The organism is Pseudomonas sp. 06C 126, assembly GCF_001855215.1.
Classification (GTDB): Bacteria; Pseudomonadota; Gammaproteobacteria; order Pseudomonadales; family Pseudomonadaceae; genus Aquipseudomonas; species Aquipseudomonas proteolytica.
This window is the reverse complement of record NZ_MIFU01000079.1, coordinates 49,808-64,201: the sequence shown is the minus strand read 5'-3', so window position 1 is coordinate 64,201 and position 14,394 is coordinate 49,808. Positions and strand designations below refer to the sequence as shown.

General features: G+C 60.9%; 14 protein-coding genes. 7 read left to right on the top strand and 7 right to left on the bottom strand.

Annotated elements, in window-relative coordinates:
• Positions 1-9: 9 nt before the first annotated feature.
• A complete protein-coding gene (locus tag BHC62_RS11850) occupies positions 10-1,785 on the bottom strand; it encodes a copper resistance system multicopper oxidase (protein ID WP_070995120.1) in 1,776 nt (591 codons plus the stop codon).
• Positions 1,786-1,883: 98 nt separating this feature from the next.
• Positions 1,884-2,273, bottom strand: coding sequence for a hypothetical protein (locus tag BHC62_RS11845; protein WP_029292373.1), 390 nt, complete (start codon positions 2,271-2,273; stop codon positions 1,884-1,886).
• 155 nt (positions 2,274-2,428) lie between these two features.
• Here BHC62_RS11845 and BHC62_RS11840 point away from each other — a divergent pair, with 155 nt between their 5' ends.
• A complete protein-coding gene (locus BHC62_RS11840) occupies positions 2,429-2,704 on the top strand; it encodes a hypothetical protein (protein WP_029292372.1) in 276 nt (91 codons plus the stop codon).
• A gap of 49 nt (positions 2,705-2,753) precedes the next feature.
• On the opposite strand, the gene BHC62_RS11835 is transcribed toward BHC62_RS11840, so the two are convergent.
• Entirely contained in the window at positions 2,754-4,100 is a 1,347-nt protein-coding gene (locus BHC62_RS11835; protein WP_029292371.1) for a DEAD/DEAH box helicase, read from the bottom strand.
• Positions 4,101-4,293: 193 nt separating this feature from the next.
• Between BHC62_RS11835 and BHC62_RS11830 the strand changes: the two genes are divergently transcribed.
• Positions 4,294-5,592 carry a mechanosensitive ion channel family protein gene (locus BHC62_RS11830; RefSeq protein ID WP_029292370.1) on the top strand — a complete coding sequence of 433 codons (1,299 nt, stop codon included), beginning with the start codon at positions 4,294-4,296 and terminating at the stop codon, positions 5,590-5,592.
• Between the two features lie 105 nt (positions 5,593-5,697).
• On the opposite strand, the gene BHC62_RS11825 is transcribed toward BHC62_RS11830, so the two are convergent.
• The 3 genes from BHC62_RS11825 to BHC62_RS11815 all read right to left on the bottom strand — a co-directional run bounded on the left by BHC62_RS11825 (position 5,698) and on the right by BHC62_RS11815 (position 7,840).
• Positions 5,698-6,570, bottom strand: a complete 873-nt coding sequence (locus tag BHC62_RS11825; protein ID WP_029292369.1) for a carboxylate/amino acid/amine transporter — start codon at positions 6,568-6,570, stop codon at positions 5,698-5,700.
• Between the two features lie 203 nt (positions 6,571-6,773).
• A complete protein-coding gene (locus tag BHC62_RS11820) occupies positions 6,774-7,373 on the bottom strand; it encodes an FMN-dependent NADH-azoreductase (protein WP_029292368.1) in 600 nt (199 codons plus the stop codon).
• Between the two features lie 152 nt (positions 7,374-7,525).
• Positions 7,526-7,840, bottom strand: a complete 315-nt coding sequence (locus tag BHC62_RS11815) for a 3-phosphoglycerate kinase (protein ID WP_070995119.1) — start codon at positions 7,838-7,840, stop codon at positions 7,526-7,528.
• Positions 7,841-7,889: 49 nt separating this feature from the next.
• On the opposite strand from BHC62_RS11815, the gene BHC62_RS11810 reads away from it, so the two are divergent.
• The 5 genes from BHC62_RS11810 to aqpZ all read left to right on the top strand — a co-directional run bounded on the left by BHC62_RS11810 (position 7,890) and on the right by aqpZ (position 12,983).
• Entirely contained in the window at positions 7,890-8,813 is a 924-nt protein-coding gene (locus tag BHC62_RS11810; RefSeq protein ID WP_029292366.1) for a LysR family transcriptional regulator, read from the top strand.
• 14 nt (positions 8,814-8,827) lie between these two features.
• Complete coding sequence (locus BHC62_RS11805; protein ID WP_070995118.1) at positions 8,828-9,631, top strand: alpha/beta fold hydrolase; 804 nt, start codon at positions 8,828-8,830, stop codon at positions 9,629-9,631.
• A 3-nt stretch (positions 9,632-9,634) separates the two neighbouring features.
• The gene (locus BHC62_RS11800; RefSeq protein WP_070995117.1) at positions 9,635-10,198 is read left to right on the top strand and encodes a peptidylprolyl isomerase; all 564 of its coding nucleotides are present in this window, start codon (positions 9,635-9,637) and stop codon (positions 10,196-10,198) included.
• A gap of 83 nt (positions 10,199-10,281) precedes the next feature.
• Complete coding sequence (locus BHC62_RS11795) at positions 10,282-12,114, top strand: ABC transporter ATP-binding protein (protein WP_029292363.1); 1,833 nt, start codon at positions 10,282-10,284, stop codon at positions 12,112-12,114.
• Between the two features lie 167 nt (positions 12,115-12,281).
• The gene (gene aqpZ, locus BHC62_RS11790) at positions 12,282-12,983 is read left to right on the top strand and encodes an aquaporin Z (protein ID WP_029292362.1); all 702 of its coding nucleotides are present in this window, start codon (positions 12,282-12,284) and stop codon (positions 12,981-12,983) included.
• Between the two features lie 132 nt (positions 12,984-13,115).
• Here aqpZ and BHC62_RS11785 read toward each other — a convergent pair whose 3' ends face one another.
• Entirely contained in the window at positions 13,116-14,240 is a 1,125-nt protein-coding gene (locus BHC62_RS11785) for a GNAT family N-acetyltransferase (RefSeq protein ID WP_070995116.1), read from the bottom strand.
• Positions 14,241-14,394 lie beyond the last annotated feature (154 nt).

Genomic DNA, 14,394 nt, shown 5'->3' with positions numbered 1-14,394 from the left:
CTCGGTTCCTCATTCTTGCACCCGGACTTCACGGAACATGCCCATTTCCATGTGGTACAGCAGATGGCAGTGATAGGCCCAGCGCCCCAGGGCATCGGCGGTCACCCGGTAACTGCGGCGCGATCCTGGCGGCATGTCGATGGTGTGTTTGCGCACCATGAACTGGCCGTTTTCGTCCTCCAGGTCACTCCACATGCCATGCAGGTGAATCGGGTGCGTCATCATGGTGTCGTTGACCAGCACCACCCGCACCCGCTCGCCATAGGTCAACCTGATCGGCTCGGCATCGGAGAACTTCACCCCGTCGAAGGACCAGGCGAACTTCTCCATATGCCCGGTCAGGTGCAACTCGATGGTACGACTGGGCTCGCGGCCGTCGGGGTCTTCAAAGGTGCTGCGCAAATCGGCATAGGTCAGGACCTTGCGCCCGTTGTTGCGCAAGCCGATGCCAGGGTCGTCGAGCTTGGGTGAGGTGCTCATCGCCTGCATGTCTACCAACGGGTTGTTGGTTTCGCTGGCCGGATGGCTTTGCATTGGCATCGCCATCCCCGCCATGGCGCTGTGGTCCATGCCCTCCATCGCCCCACCGTCCATGCCGGCCATCTGACTGTGATCCATGGTCGGCATATCTGCCATGGCCCCGTGATCCATTGCACCGTGGTCCATACCGCCCATGCCCATGTCGTCCATGGTCAACCAGGGGCGAGCGTCCAGCGCCGGGACCGGCGCCAGCAAGCCCGGCTCACGGCTGAGGGTGCCGCGTGCGTAGCCGGTGCGGTCCATGGATTGGGCGAACAGGGTGTAGGCCGCCTCGCTCGGTTCGACGAGCACGTCGTAGGTCTCGGCCACGGCGATGCGCAACTCGTCCACGCTGACCGGTTTCACCGGCTGGCCGTCGGCTGCCACAACCGTCATCTTCAGGCCCGGAATACGCAGATCGAAGTAGGTCATGGCCGAGCCGTTGATCAAGCGCAGGCGGATCTTCTCTCCGGCACGGAACAGCCCGGTCCAGTTTTGCGCAGGTGGTTGGCCGTTCATCAAGAAGGTGTAGGTCGCGCCGCTGACGTCCGCCAAGTCCGTGGGATTCATCTTCATTTGCGCCCACATCAGACGGTCGGCAGCAGTGGCCGACCAGCCCTTGTCGGCCACATCCTTGATGAAGTCGCCCACGGTGGGTTTATTGAAGTTGTAGTAATCGGACTGTTTTTTCAGGGTCTTCATCAGGCTGACGGGATCTTCGTCGGTCCAGTCCGTCAGCATCACCACATAGTCGCGCTGGTAAGTGAAGGGTTCCGGCTCCCGCGGATCGATCACCAGCGGGCCATAGACCCCTTGTTGCTCCTGGAGCCCGGAGTGGCTGTGGTACCAGTAGGTGCCGTGCTGGTTGACCTTGAACTGATAGACATACACCCCGCCCGGCTCGATCCCCTTGAAACTCAGGCCCGGCACGCCGTCCATATTGGCCGGCAGGATAATCCCGTGCCAGTGGATCGACGTCGGCTCTGCCAGGCGGTTACGCACACGCAAGGTCACGGTATCGCCTTCGCGCCAGCGCAGCAGCGGCCCCGGCAAACTGCCGTTGATGGTCAAGGCGGTGCGCACGTTGCCGGTGAGGTTGACCGGGGTCTGGCCAATGGACAGTTCAAAATCTCTGCCTGCCAGCACGCCCGGTTGTCCGGGACTGGCCAGGGCCCAGACCGGTGGCCGCCACAGGCCTGCGCCGCCCAGCAGGCCGGCCGCAGCCAAGCCTTTGACGAAGGTTCGTCGAGAAGTGTTGGAGTGCATGCCGATTCCATTCCCGTCAATTGAATGACCCAAGAATAGGAATCGGCGCCTGTCAGTTGGCTTAGCGCCAGATTACCGATTTGACAGTTTCAGCCGGCTCAGGCGATTTGCGCCTTGGAGGCCACGACCTCGAACGTCGCCGGATCCAGCGCATCGGCCTGCTCGTCCAAAACCTGGCGCGGGTGATCGTTACCCGGGATGGAACTGTCGATCAGCGCCAGCAGGCGGGCCCCCAGCGGCGTCAAAATGAAGTTCTCGCCATTGCCGCCCTGATCCTCTGGACGGGACTCGATAAAGCCGCGCTTGAACAACAGCGCCTCATAGTCGGCAGCGGTCTTTTTCAGCGCATCGAGGTCGCCGTTGAAGTCGCCGGCCGTGGCCTTCTCGGCGGCTTCCTGCTCGGCATACTTGCGCGGGGCAAAGCTGCCCTCGCCATTTTGCACTTCATGTAACAGACGCTCGATCAGATCCCAATTGTAAGTACTCATCCTGAATCCCTCCTGCAGGCACACCGACTGGCGGCCTTCAAAGGTTGTGACCGGCGTGTGCGGGCGCCGTTCAGCCGGATGGACGAGCGTGATTGCACTGAACTTTTCGCGGGCCGTAGCCCTCAACCGAGTATCACCGCCAAGGAGGTCCACCCATGAAAACCCTGATGCAACTGGCCGTCGCCGCCACCCTGTTGAGCGCCCTGCCCGCCTGGGCCTGTACCCCGGAAGAGGCCACGGAAAAACGTGAGCAACTGGCCAAGGAAGTCAGCACCCTGACCCAGCAGAACCCGACCAAGGCCAAGGAAATCAACGATGAACTGCAGCAAATGGACCTGGATACCGAAAGCGCGAAGTTCCCCGACAAGTGCCAGTTGATCGAGGCGCGGCTCAAGGAATTGAAGGAAGCGGCGGCCAAGGCAAAAAACTGAAGGCATAAAAAAACCGGACATTGTCCGGTTTTTTTTGTGCGCCGCCGTATTATTCGGCAGCCGGTGCTTCTGGCTTGCGGCGCTTGAGCGGTGCCATGCCGTCCTTGCTGACCAACGACAGGTTGTCGGTCTTCGGCCGGTTGGCGATCTTGCGCTTGGTCGGCGACTTGGCGCCGGCTTTCTTCTTGTCGCCCTTGGCGTCGACCTTTTTCTTCTTCACGCCCACGGCCTTGCCCGAGGCCTTGACCTTCTTCGGCCCGGTGTAGGTGCCTTTGACTTCCTTGATGGTGCGCCGCTCAAACGACTGCTTGAGGTAGCGCTCGATGCTCGACATCAGGTTCCAGTCGCCATGGCAGATCAGCGAAATGGCCAGGCCATCGTTGCCGGCACGCCCGGTACGGCCGATACGGTGCACGTACTCGTCGCCGCTGCGCGGCATATCGAAGTTGATCACCATGTCCAGGCCTTCGACGTCCAGGCCGCGCGCGGCGACGTCGGTGGCTACCAGGATCTTCACGCCGCCCTGCTTGAGGCGGTCGATGGCCAGCTTGCGGTCCTTCTGGTCCTTCTCACCGTGCAAGACAAACGCCTTGTACTCCTGAGCCACCAGGCGCCCGTAGATGCGGTCGGCCATGGCCCGGGTGTTGGTGAACACAATGGCCTTCTGATACGTCTCGTTGGCCAACAGCCAGTTGAGGATCTGCTCTTTGTGCACATTGTGGTCAGCAGTGATGATCTGCTGACGGGTGGTCGAGTTCAGATCGCTGACGTTGTTGACCTGCAGGTGCTCAGGGTTGTTCAGGACCTTGGCGACCATCTCGCGCAGGGTCGAACCGCCAGTGGTGGCGGAGAACAGCATGGTCTGCTGGCGGTTGACGCACTCTTCGACCAGGCGCTGCACGTCGTCGGCAAAACCCATGTCGAGCATGCGGTCGGCTTCGTCGAGCACCAGTACTTCGACTTCCTTGAGGTCCAGGTTGCCGGCGTTCAGTTGCTCGATCATCCGCCCAGGGGTGCCGATCAGGATATCCGGGACCTTGCGCAGCATGGCGGCCTGCACCTTGAAGTCTTCACCGCCGGTGATCAGGCCGGACTTGATGAAGGTGAACTGCGAAAAGCGCTCCACTTCCTTCAAGGTCTGCTGGGCCAGTTCACGGGTAGGCAACAGGATCAGGGTCTTGATGCTGACGCGGATCTTGGCCGGGCCGATCAGACGATTGAGGATCGGCAGGACGAAAGCGGCGGTCTTGCCACTCCCGGTTTGAGCCGTCACCCGCAGGTCACGCCCTTGGAGCGCGAGCGGGATGGCCGCTGCTTGCACAGGCGTAGGCTCGACAAATTTAAGCTCGGCCACGGCTTTGAGCAGGCGTTCGTGCAGGGCGAATTGGGAAAACACGGGTGCTACCTCGAAGAAATACAAAAAATCAGCTGCATAGGGTAACGGTTTCGGGCGCTCAGGCCGAGTTTCTTTACGCGAAGTGGGCCAATCAGATGGTTTTTTGTCAGGTGATTTGTCTGCCTGCACAACTTTGCAGCACTTAAATGCTCTAATCGCCCCGTCATGTCTTACAGAAGAATCGCTTTAAACCATGGATATCAAACAGCTCTGGCTCAACGTCCAAGACCTCTGGGGTGCCCTGGACCAACATCCGCTGCTGCATTCAAGCATCGCCTTGCTGGTGCTGCTGGTCGTGGCCCTGATTGTCGGACGGGTGGCTCGCTACCTCATCCTGCACACCGTCAAACTGCTCGGGCGCCAGCCGGCGCTGCACTGGCTCAATGACCTGCGGCACAACAAAGTCTTCCATCGCCTGGCACAGATGACGCCGTCCCTGGTGATCCAGTTCGGCCTGCACCTGGTGCCGGAACTGAGCAAAAACGCCGCGTTGTTCATCGGCAACGTGGCGCTGGCGTTCACCATCCTGTTCCAGGTCCTGGCCATGAGCGCCCTGCTCAATGCCCTGCTGGATATCTACGCCCGCACCGAACACGCCCGCACGCGCTCGATCAAGGGCTATGTGCAATTGGCAAAAATGGTGTTGTTCGTGTTTGGCGCGATCATCATCGTCGCCACGCTGATCGACCGCTCGCCGCTGTTGCTGTTGTCCGGCCTGGGTGCGATGTCGGCGGTGATCCTGTTGGTGTACAAGGACACGCTGCTGTCGTTTGTCGCCAGCGTGCAATTGACCAGCAACGACATGCTGCGGGTCGGCGACTGGATCGAAATGCCCCAGGTCGGCGCCGATGGCGATGTGGTGGATATCACCTTGCATACGGTCAAGGTGCAGAACTTCGACAAGACCATCGTCTCGATCCCCACCTGGCGCCTGATGTCCGAATCGTTCAAGAACTGGCGCGGCATGCAGGCCTCGGGCGGGCGGCGGATCAAACGCAGCCTGTTTATCGACGCGGCCGGCGTGCGTTTCCTGCGTGACGATGAAGAAGTGCGCATGACCCAGGTCCACCTGCTGACCGACTACATCAGCCGCAAGCAGGCGGAACTCAAAGCCTGGAACGAAGCCCAGGGCCACAGCGCGCAACTCTCGGCCAACCGCCGGCGGATGACCAACCTGGGGACGTTCCGTGCCTACGCCCTGGCGTACCTCAAGAGCCATCCCGATATCCAGCCGAACATGACCTGCATGGTGCGCCAGATGCAGACCACCTCCCAGGGCGTGCCCCTGGAAATCTACTGCTTTACCCGCACCACCGCGTGGGCGGATTACGAGCGCATCCAGGGAGATATTTTTGACTACCTGTTGGCAGTGCTGCCGGAGTTTGGCTTGAGCCTGTACCAGCAGCCAAGTGGCAATGACCTGCGGGCCGGGGTGTTGCCGGCGGTGCTGGGTGCCAGCCATTTGCCAGCCCCAGAAAAAGCTGCGCTATAAGCTGAACCCTTGTGGGGGGGGGTTGCTCGCGAATGCGGCATGTCAGTCAGCATATCTGGCTCTGACCCACCGCATTCGCGAGCAAGCCCGCTCCCACAACACTCATCACCGGTTGGCAAGCCCTAAAGCCGGGCGCACACCCAACCGGCTGATCCACACCGCCGCCACGATCACCGCCCCGCCCAGGAACAACCGCCCCAACGGTTCATGCTGATTCCAGATCAGCAGGTTCAGCAGCAACCCCACCGGCACATGCAGGTTGTTCATCACGGCCAGGGTGCCGCCGTTGACCAGGCAGGCGCCCTTGTTCCACCAGTACAAGCCCAACGCGGTGCTGACCAGCCCCAGAAACACCAATACCCCCCACTGCAATGGCGCTTCGGGCAGGAAGTTGGCTTTGCCGAACAACAGGAACGCCGGCAACACCACGGCCAATGCTCCCAGGTAGAAATAGCCAAAGCGCCGGTAGTGCGGCAAGTCGCTTGGATGGCGCGCCACCAGGCGCCGGTACAGCACCTGCCCGGCGGCGTAGGTGAAGTTGGCCAGTTGCAACAACAGGAAGCCCATGAAGAAGTCCGGGCTGATCTGGTCAAAGCGGATCACCGCCGCGCCCGCCACCGCCACCAGCGCAGCAATCAACGCCCACGGGTTGAAGCGCCGGTTCAGTGCGTCTTCGATCAACGTCACATGCAACGGCGTGAGGATGGTGAACAACAACACCTCGGGCACCGTCAGCACGCGAAAGCTCAAGTACAAGCACACATATGTCACACCAAACTGCAACGCGCCGATCAGCAGCATGCCGCGCATGAACGCAGGCTCCACCGAACGCCAGCGGGTCAGCGGGATAAACACCAGCCCGGCCAGCAGCACGCGTACCAGCACGGCGAAATAGCTGTCGACATGACCGGCCAGGTATTCGCCGATCAAGCTGAAGGAAAACGCCTGGATCAGCGTGACAATCAGTAAATAGCCCATGTGCGCCTCGTATTTGAATGGGCGCGACATTAGCGTTTTTCACGGCGGGGCGAAACTCGGGGCAAAAAAAACCCGACCTCGCTAAAGCGGCAGTCGGGCAGGAGCACTCAGGAGCAACAAGTGCAAAGGGAGGTTCGATACGCGAACTTGAAGGGTTGCGTGGGGTTATAAAAACACCACGCGATTATCTGGCGATTAACGCTTCAGGCAACCTGTGCCAGCAGGGCCTTGGCGTGGTTGACGCCCTTTTCCTGGAAGTCGCCACCCAGGTTCACCCCTTCGGCATGAATGAAGGTGACGTCATGGATACCGATAAAGCCCATGACCTGGCGCAGGTACGGTTCCTGGTGATCGCTGCTCGCGCCGGTATGGATACCGCCACGGGCGGTCAACACGACAGCGCGCTTGCCGGTCAACAGGCCCTGTGGCCCGGTGGCGGTGTACTTGAACGTCACCCCAGCCCGCAACACATGGTCAAGCCAGGCCTTGAGGGTGCTGGGGATGGCAAAGTTGTACATCGGCGCGGCCATTACCAGCACATCGGCGGCCAGCAGTTCGTCGGTCAGTTGGTTGGAACGGTCCAGGGAAGCCTGCTCATCTGCGTTGCGCTGCTCGGCAGGCTTCATCCAGCCGCCCAACAGGTTGGCGTCCAGGTGCGGCACCGGGTTGATGGCCAGGTCACGCACGGTGATCTGATCGGCCGGGTGGGCCGCCTGCCATTGGCTGATGAACTGTTGGGTCAACTGGCGGGAGATGGAATCCTGCTGGCGGGCGCTGCTTTCGATGATCAGAACATTGGACATGGCTTTGTAGGCTCCATCGGTAATTGCTGTAAGTCGATGGAGTGAAGGTTAAACAGAGCCCGTTCGATAAAAAAGCGTAAAAAACTGCTATAACCCATCTATAAAGTTGTTTATAAGCGGAGCATAGCGCTGGCCGCGCCCCGCTTGTGCCTTTATTTTGGCTCGCAGGTCAGTTTGATGCGCATCTTGATAATCGCGCGGCTGAACTTGACCGTGGTGTTGGTGCTTTTGCCGGCAGGAACCGTGACATTGCGTACCCGCGCAGGCTCCGGACCATTGGTAAATGCGACCCTGCACGCAGCGTCGTTGCTGCCGAAGTTACTGAGTTGGATGGAGCTGATCTCACTGTCCACATCGGACGCCATGTAATCGATGCTCACCCCCTTGATCGATTTTGACACGTCGATCGGATAGGCAAACGCGCTCAGCGGCAACAGTGCCAGCACTACACAACAGAATTTTCTCATTCGGCAGTCTCCAATAAGGACCGCCAGCTTAGGACAAGAGGAGCTCATCTTGAAAGCGCCCCGCGTGACCCTTGATCAATGGCGCACGTTGCAAGCCGTGGTCGACCATGGTGGCTTCGCCCAGGCGGCCGAAGTACTGCACCGCTCGCAATCCTCGGTGAGCTACACCGTCGCCCGCATGCAAGACCAGTTGGGCGTGCCCCTGCTGCGCATCGACGGGCGCAAGGCCGTGCTCACCGAGGCCGGCGAAGTGCTGCTGCGCCGCTCCCGGCAACTGGTGAAAAACGCCAGCCAGCTCGAAGACCTGGCCCATCATATGGAGCAAGGTTGGGAAGCCGAAGTACGCCTGGTGGTCGATGCCGCCTACCCCAACGCCCGCCTGGTGCGCGCCCTCACCGCCTTTATGCCGCAAAGCCGTGGCTGCCGCGTGCGCCTGCGTGAAGAAGTGCTGTCGGGTGTCGAGGAACTGCTGATTGAAGGCGTCGCCGACCTGGCGATCAGCGGCTTCAGCATCCCTGGCTACCTGGGCACGGAAATGAGCGATGTGGAATTTGTCGCCGTGGCCCACCCCGAACACCCCCTGCACCGGCTTAACCGCGAGTTGAGCTTCCAGGACCTGGAAAGCCAGATGCAAGTGGTGATCCGCGACTCCGGCCGCCAGCAACCACGGGACGTCGGCTGGCTCGGCGCCGAACAGCGCTGGACCGTGGGCAGCCTGGCCACCGCCGCCACCTTCGTCGGCAGCGGCCTGGGGTTTGCCTGGCTGCCCCGGCACCTGATCGAGCGCGAGCTTAAAGAAGGCGTGCTCAAGCAACTGCCCCTGGAGCAAGGCGGCAGCCGCCACCCGACGTTCTACCTGTACTCCAACAAGGACAAGCCCCTGGGGCCCGCGACGCAGATTCTCGTCGAACTGCTGCGCACCTTCGACACCGCACCGCTGGACGCCCCCTTTGCCGCCCCCCGGCAAGCCTGAAACGGAGTTCACCCATGGCCTATTTCGAACATGAAGGTTGCACCCTGCATTACGAGGAATATGGCCACGGCGAGCCGCTGATCCTGATCCACGGCCTGGGCTCCAGTTGCCAGGATTGGGAACTGCAAATACCGGTATTGTCCCGGCATTACCGCCTGGTGGTGCTGGACGTGCGCGGTCACGGCCGCTCCGACAAGCCTCGGGAGCGCTACAGCATCGCTGGTTTTACCGCCGACCTGGTGGCCTTGATCGAACACCTGCAACTGCCCGCCGCCCATGTGGTGGGCCTGTCGATGGGCGCGATGATCGCCTTTCAACTGGCGGTCGACCAACCGCAGTTGCTCAAGAGCCTGTGTATCGTCAACAGCGCACCCGAGGTCAAGGTGCGCAGCGCCGATGACTATTGGCAATGGGCCAAGCGCTGGACCCTGGCACGTGTGCTGAGCTTGAAGACCATCGGCAAGGCCCTCGGTGACAGGCTGTTTCCCAAACCCGAACAGGCCGACCTGCGGCGCAAGATGGCCGAGCGCTGGGCAAGAAACGACAAACGTGCTTACCTCGAGAGCTTCGACGCGATTGTGGGCTGGGGCGTGCAGGAACGACTTTCGAAAATCACCTGTCCAACCCTGGTCATCAGCGCCGACCATGACTACACCCCGGTGGCGCAGAAACAAATCTATGTAAAACTGCTGCCCGATGCGCGGTTGGTGGTGATCGAGGATTCGCGCCACGCCACACCGCTGGACCAACCCGAAACCTTCAATACAACCCTGCTCGATTTTCTGAAGACAGTCGAAAGCACTTCCCAGGATCACTGACCCATGCTGAAAAAAATCGCCGTTTTTGCCGGTTCTGTTCTGTTTGCTGCCAACCTGATGGCGGCCACGCCGGCCAAGGCACCACACGTATTGATCACCACCACCAATGGCGAGATCGAAATCGAGTTGGACCCGGTCAAGGCGCCCATCAGTACCAAGAACTTCCTGTCCTATGTCGACAAAGGCTTCTACACCAACACCATTTTTCATCGGGTGATCCCGGGGTTTATGGTGCAAGGCGGCGGGTTCACCCAGCAAATGTCGCAAAAGCCAACTGAAACGCCGATCAAGAACGAAGCCAGCAACGGCCTGCATAACGTGCGTGGCACCTTGTCCATGGCGCGTACCAGCAACCCGGATTCGGCCACCAGCCAGTTCTTCATCAACGTAGCCGACAACGCCTTCCTCGACCCGGGCCGTGATGCTGGCTACGCGGTATTTGCCAAAGTGGTCAAGGGTATGGACGTAGTCGATATCATCGTCAACTCGCAGACCACCACCAAGCAAGGCATGCAAAACGTGCCTATCGATCCTGTCCTGATCAAGTCGGCCAAGCGTATCGACTAAGGTCCACAGGGCGTTTCGCGCGCCGCCCACAAGGCGGCGCGTGTATTTGAAAAGGAGAGCCCGCCCGGCGGGCGTCAGACCTAATGCTCTATCGTCGCTTTGAACAACTGATCGATATCTTCCGCGACGCTCCCAGCGCGGCACCTCCCGATAAAGTCCTGCCCTTCTACCTCTATTACCTGCGCCAGGTGTGGCCGTGCTTTGCCGCGCTATTGGTGGTCGGCCTGATTGGCGCGCTGATCGAAGTGGCGCTGTTCAGCTACCTGAGCCGCATCATCGACCTGGCCCAGGGCACACCGCCGGCCAATTTCTTCCAGGTCCACGCCACCGAGTTGATCTGGATGGCCGTGGTCGCCCTGCTGCTACGCCCGATCTTCGGCGCCCTGCACGACCTGCTGGTACACCAGACCATCAGCCCCGGCATGACCAGCCTGATCCGCTGGCAGAACCACAGCTATGTGCTCAAGCAGAGCCTGAACTTTTTCCAGAACGATTTTGCCGGGCGCATTGCCCAGCGCATCATGCAGACCGGCAACTCGCTGCGCGACTCAGCCGTCGCCGCTGTCGATGCCATCTGGCACGTGGCGATCTACGCCATCAGTTCCCTGGTGCTGTTTGCCGAGGCCGACTGGCGCCTGATGATCCCGCTGGTCACCTGGATCATCGCCTACAGCCTGGCGCTGCGCTACTTCGTGCCACGGGTCAAGGAACGCTCGGTGATCTCCTCCGAGGCGCGCTCCAAATTGATGGGGCGCATCGTCGATGGCTACACCAACATCACCACCTTGAAGCTGTTCGCCCACACGCAGTCCGAGCAGGAGTACGCCAAGGAAGCAATCATCGAGCAGACCGAAAAAACCCAGCTGGCCAGCCGCGTGGTGACCAGCATGGACGTGGTGATCACCACCATGAACGGCCTGCTGATCGTCACCACCACCGGCCTGGCCCTGTGGCTGTGGACCCAGTCGCTGATCTCGGTGGGCGCCATTGCCCTGGCCACCGGCCTGGTGATCCGCATCGTCAATATGTCGGGTTGGATCATGTGGGTGGTCAACGGCATTTTCGAGAACATCGGCATGGTCCAGGACGGCCTGAAAACCATCGCCCAGCCACTGGCGGTGATCGACCGCGAGAACGCCCCGCGCCTGCGCGTGCCCCACGGCGAAGTGCGCTTCGAGCAAGTGGATTTCCACTACGGCAAGAGCAGCGGCATCATCGGGGGCCTGAACCTGGTGATCAAACCTGGGGAAAAGATTGGTCTGATCGGTCCTTCCGGTGCCGGCAAGTCGACCCTGGTCAACCTGCTGCTGCGCCTCTACGACCTGCAGGGCGGACGCATCCTGATCGACGACCAGAACATCGCCGACGTGGCCCAGGAAAGCCTGCGCGAACGCATCGGCATGATTACCCAGGACACCTCGCTGCTGCACCGTTCGATCCGCGACAACCTGCTGTATGGCAAACCCGACGCCACCGACCAGGAACTTTGGGAGGCCATCCGCAAGGCGCGTGCCGATGAATTTATCCCGCTGCTCTCAGACGCCGAGGGCCGTGTCGGCCTGGACGCCCATGTGGGTGAGCGCGGGGTGAAACTCTCCGGCGGGCAACGCCAACGCATCGCCATCGCCCGGGTCCTGCTCAAGGACGCGCCGATCCTGATCATGGACGAAGCCACGTCGGCCCTGGACTCGGAAGTGGAAGCGGCCATCCAGGAAAGCCTGGAAACCCTGATGCAAGGCAAGACGGTGATTGCCATCGCTCACCGCCTGTCCACGATTGCTCGAATGGACAGGTTGGTCGTCCTGGAAAAAGGCCAGATCGCCGAGAGCGGCAGCCACGCCCAACTACTGGCACAGGGCGGCCTGTACTCGCGATTGTGGCAACACCAGACCGGCGGATTCGTCGGTATCGACTGATTCTGGACTACTAACGGCGCTATCAATTCCGAACAATTCTGACAGTTTTTTCTAACTCGCTGGCCGTGTATCACAATCCTGCTGTACTGCAATCAGGGCCCAGGGAGGGCCCTGACATCAGACTGCAGGGAAGCCTCACCGACCAGTTGATTTAGAAGGACGCGTTCATGTCTCTGTTCAAACGTTCCGTTACAGAAGGGTTAGGTACGTTTTGGCTGGTGTTGGGTGGTTGCGGGAGTGCGGTTCTGGCCGCAGCGTTCCCCGATGTCGGAATTGGTCTACTGGGGGTATCCCTGGCATTTGGACTGACGGTGCTGACCATGGCGTTCGCCATTGGCCATATCAGCGGCTGTCACCTCAACCCGGCAGTTACCGTGGGCCTGGTGGTCGGCGGCCGGTTTCCGGTCAAGGAGTTGCCAGCGTATATCGTCGCGCAGGTCATAGGTGGCGTCGTCGCGGCGGCCCTGTTGTATTTCATTGCCAGCGGCAAGCCGGGCTTTGAACTGGCTGCGGGGCTGGCCTCCAATGGTTACGGCGAACATTCGCCGGGCGGGTACTCGATGGCGGCGGGGTTTGTCACCGAACTGGTGATGACGGCGATGTTCCTGCTGATCATCCTCGGCGCCACTGACCGTCGTGCACCGGCGGGCCTGGCCCCCATCGCCATTGGCCTGGGGCTGACGCTGATCCACCTGATCTCCATCCCGGTCACCAACACCTCGGTCAACCCGGCCCGCAGCACCGGCCCCGCGCTGATTGTCGGCGGCTGGGCGATCCAGCAGTTGTGGCTGTTCTGGCTGGCGCCGATCCTTGGCGCGGTGATCGGTGGCATCACCTACCGTTGGCTGGGCAAGGAAGAAAACGCCTGATCCACCCTGTAGGAGCGAGCTTGCTGGCGAAAAACCTGAGGGCGCCGCGTTTATCCAGAATGAATGCGCTGTACTTGAGTTCTTCGCGAGCAAGCTCGCTCCTACAGGGGAACAGGTCGAGTTCCCTGAGCGTTATGCCTGCCGATACGGCAACGCCGACCGCGCCTCTTCGGCATACGCCAGAATCCCTACCCGCTCGCGCTCCAGGAAGTCTGCCACGGCGGTTTTCAAGCCCGGATGACGCAAGTAATGCCAGGAGCGGGTAATCACCGGCTCAAACCCCCGGATCAACTTGTGCTCGCCCTGGGCACCGGCATCGAAACGTTGCAGTCCATTGGCGATCGCGTAATCCATGCCTTGATAGAAACAGGTTTCGAAATGTAGCCGGTCGAATTCACCCAAGCAGCCCCAGTAGCGACCGTACAGGCTATCGCCACCCACCAGGCTGAAAGCCATGGCCACCGGCCGCGCCCCTTGCTTGGCCAGCACCACCCGAATGGCCTGCGGCATGCGCTCGGCCAACAGGCTGAAAAACGCCCGCGTCAGGTACGGCGACTGGCGGCGCACGGCATAGGTGTTGGCGTAACAGGCGTAGACAAAATCCCACTGGGCCTCGCTCAACTCATGGCCTTGCAACCATTCGAACTCAATCCCCTGCCCCGCCACTTGCTCGCGCTCCTTGCGCATCTGCTTGCGCTTGCGCGAACTCAGGGCGTCGAGGAAGTCCTGGAAATCGCGATAACCACGGTTCTGCCAGTGGAACTGGCAACCCAGACGCGCAAGCCAACCGGGTTGCTGGCCCAGTGCCGCATCGGCCATGGCATCGGTGAAGTTGATATGGGCGCTGGAAAGCCCTTCGATCTCCAGGTAGCCAGGCAAGCTCTGCAGCAGCTCCAGGCCGTCTGCGCCATTGGCCGCCAGCAGGCGCGGCCCGCTGACCGGGCTGAAGGGCACGGCTGTCAGCAACTTGGGGTAGTAATCGATGCCGGCACGCGCGCAGGCGTCCGCCCAACCATGGTCAAACACGTATTCGCCATAGGAGTGCCATTTGCGGTAGCTGGGCAGCGCCGCGACCAGCCGCTCATCCTCGTAGTGCAGCAAGTGCTCGGGCTGCCAGCCAGAATGCCGACCAAGGCTGGCACTGTCCTCCAGCGCACTGAGGAACGCATGGCGCAGAAACGGCTGATCCTCGGGGACCAACGCGTTCCACTCATCAGGCGATATTTCGGACAGGCTATTCAAACGTTTCAACGGCATGCCATTCCCCGACGGTAAACGCTCACTCACGATATTCAGGCCATTCTGACAGAACCCACTGCCTGCGCGGGCAGCAAAAAAAAACCCCGCCAAATGGCGGGGTGAAAAAGAGGATCGCGCTTTAACGGATGAAGAAAGAGCGCGTTGGAGCGGT

What these genes read in the sequence shown, in the direction of transcription:
- BHC62_RS11830 (WP_029292370.1), top strand. Translation starts at nt 4,294, where the DNA reads ATGGATATCAAACAGCTCTGGCTCAACGTCCAAGACCTCTGGGGTGCC.
- BHC62_RS11795 (WP_029292363.1), top strand. Translation starts at nt 10,282, where the DNA reads ATGCTCTATCGTCGCTTTGAACAACTGATCGATATCTTCCGCGACGCT.
- BHC62_RS11850 (WP_070995120.1), bottom strand. Translation starts at nt 1,785, where the DNA reads ATGCACTCCAACACTTCTCGACGAACCTTCGTCAAAGGCTTGGCTGCG.
- BHC62_RS11815 (WP_070995119.1), bottom strand. Translation starts at nt 7,840, where the DNA reads ATGAGAAAATTCTGTTGTGTAGTGCTGGCACTGTTGCCGCTGAGCGCG.
- BHC62_RS11845 (WP_029292373.1), bottom strand. Translation starts at nt 2,273, where the DNA reads ATGAGTACTTACAATTGGGATCTGATCGAGCGTCTGTTACATGAAGTG.
- BHC62_RS11785 (WP_070995116.1), bottom strand. Translation starts at nt 14,240, where the DNA reads ATGCCGTTGAAACGTTTGAATAGCCTGTCCGAAATATCGCCTGATGAG.
- BHC62_RS11805 (WP_070995118.1), top strand. Translation starts at nt 8,828, where the DNA reads ATGGCCTATTTCGAACATGAAGGTTGCACCCTGCATTACGAGGAATAT.
- BHC62_RS11800 (WP_070995117.1), top strand. Translation starts at nt 9,635, where the DNA reads ATGCTGAAAAAAATCGCCGTTTTTGCCGGTTCTGTTCTGTTTGCTGCC.
- BHC62_RS11825 (WP_029292369.1), bottom strand. Translation starts at nt 6,570, where the DNA reads ATGGGCTATTTACTGATTGTCACGCTGATCCAGGCGTTTTCCTTCAGC.
- aqpZ (WP_029292362.1), top strand. Translation starts at nt 12,282, where the DNA reads ATGTCTCTGTTCAAACGTTCCGTTACAGAAGGGTTAGGTACGTTTTGG.
- BHC62_RS11840 (WP_029292372.1), top strand. Translation starts at nt 2,429, where the DNA reads ATGAAAACCCTGATGCAACTGGCCGTCGCCGCCACCCTGTTGAGCGCC.
- BHC62_RS11820 (WP_029292368.1), bottom strand. Translation starts at nt 7,373, where the DNA reads ATGTCCAATGTTCTGATCATCGAAAGCAGCGCCCGCCAGCAGGATTCC.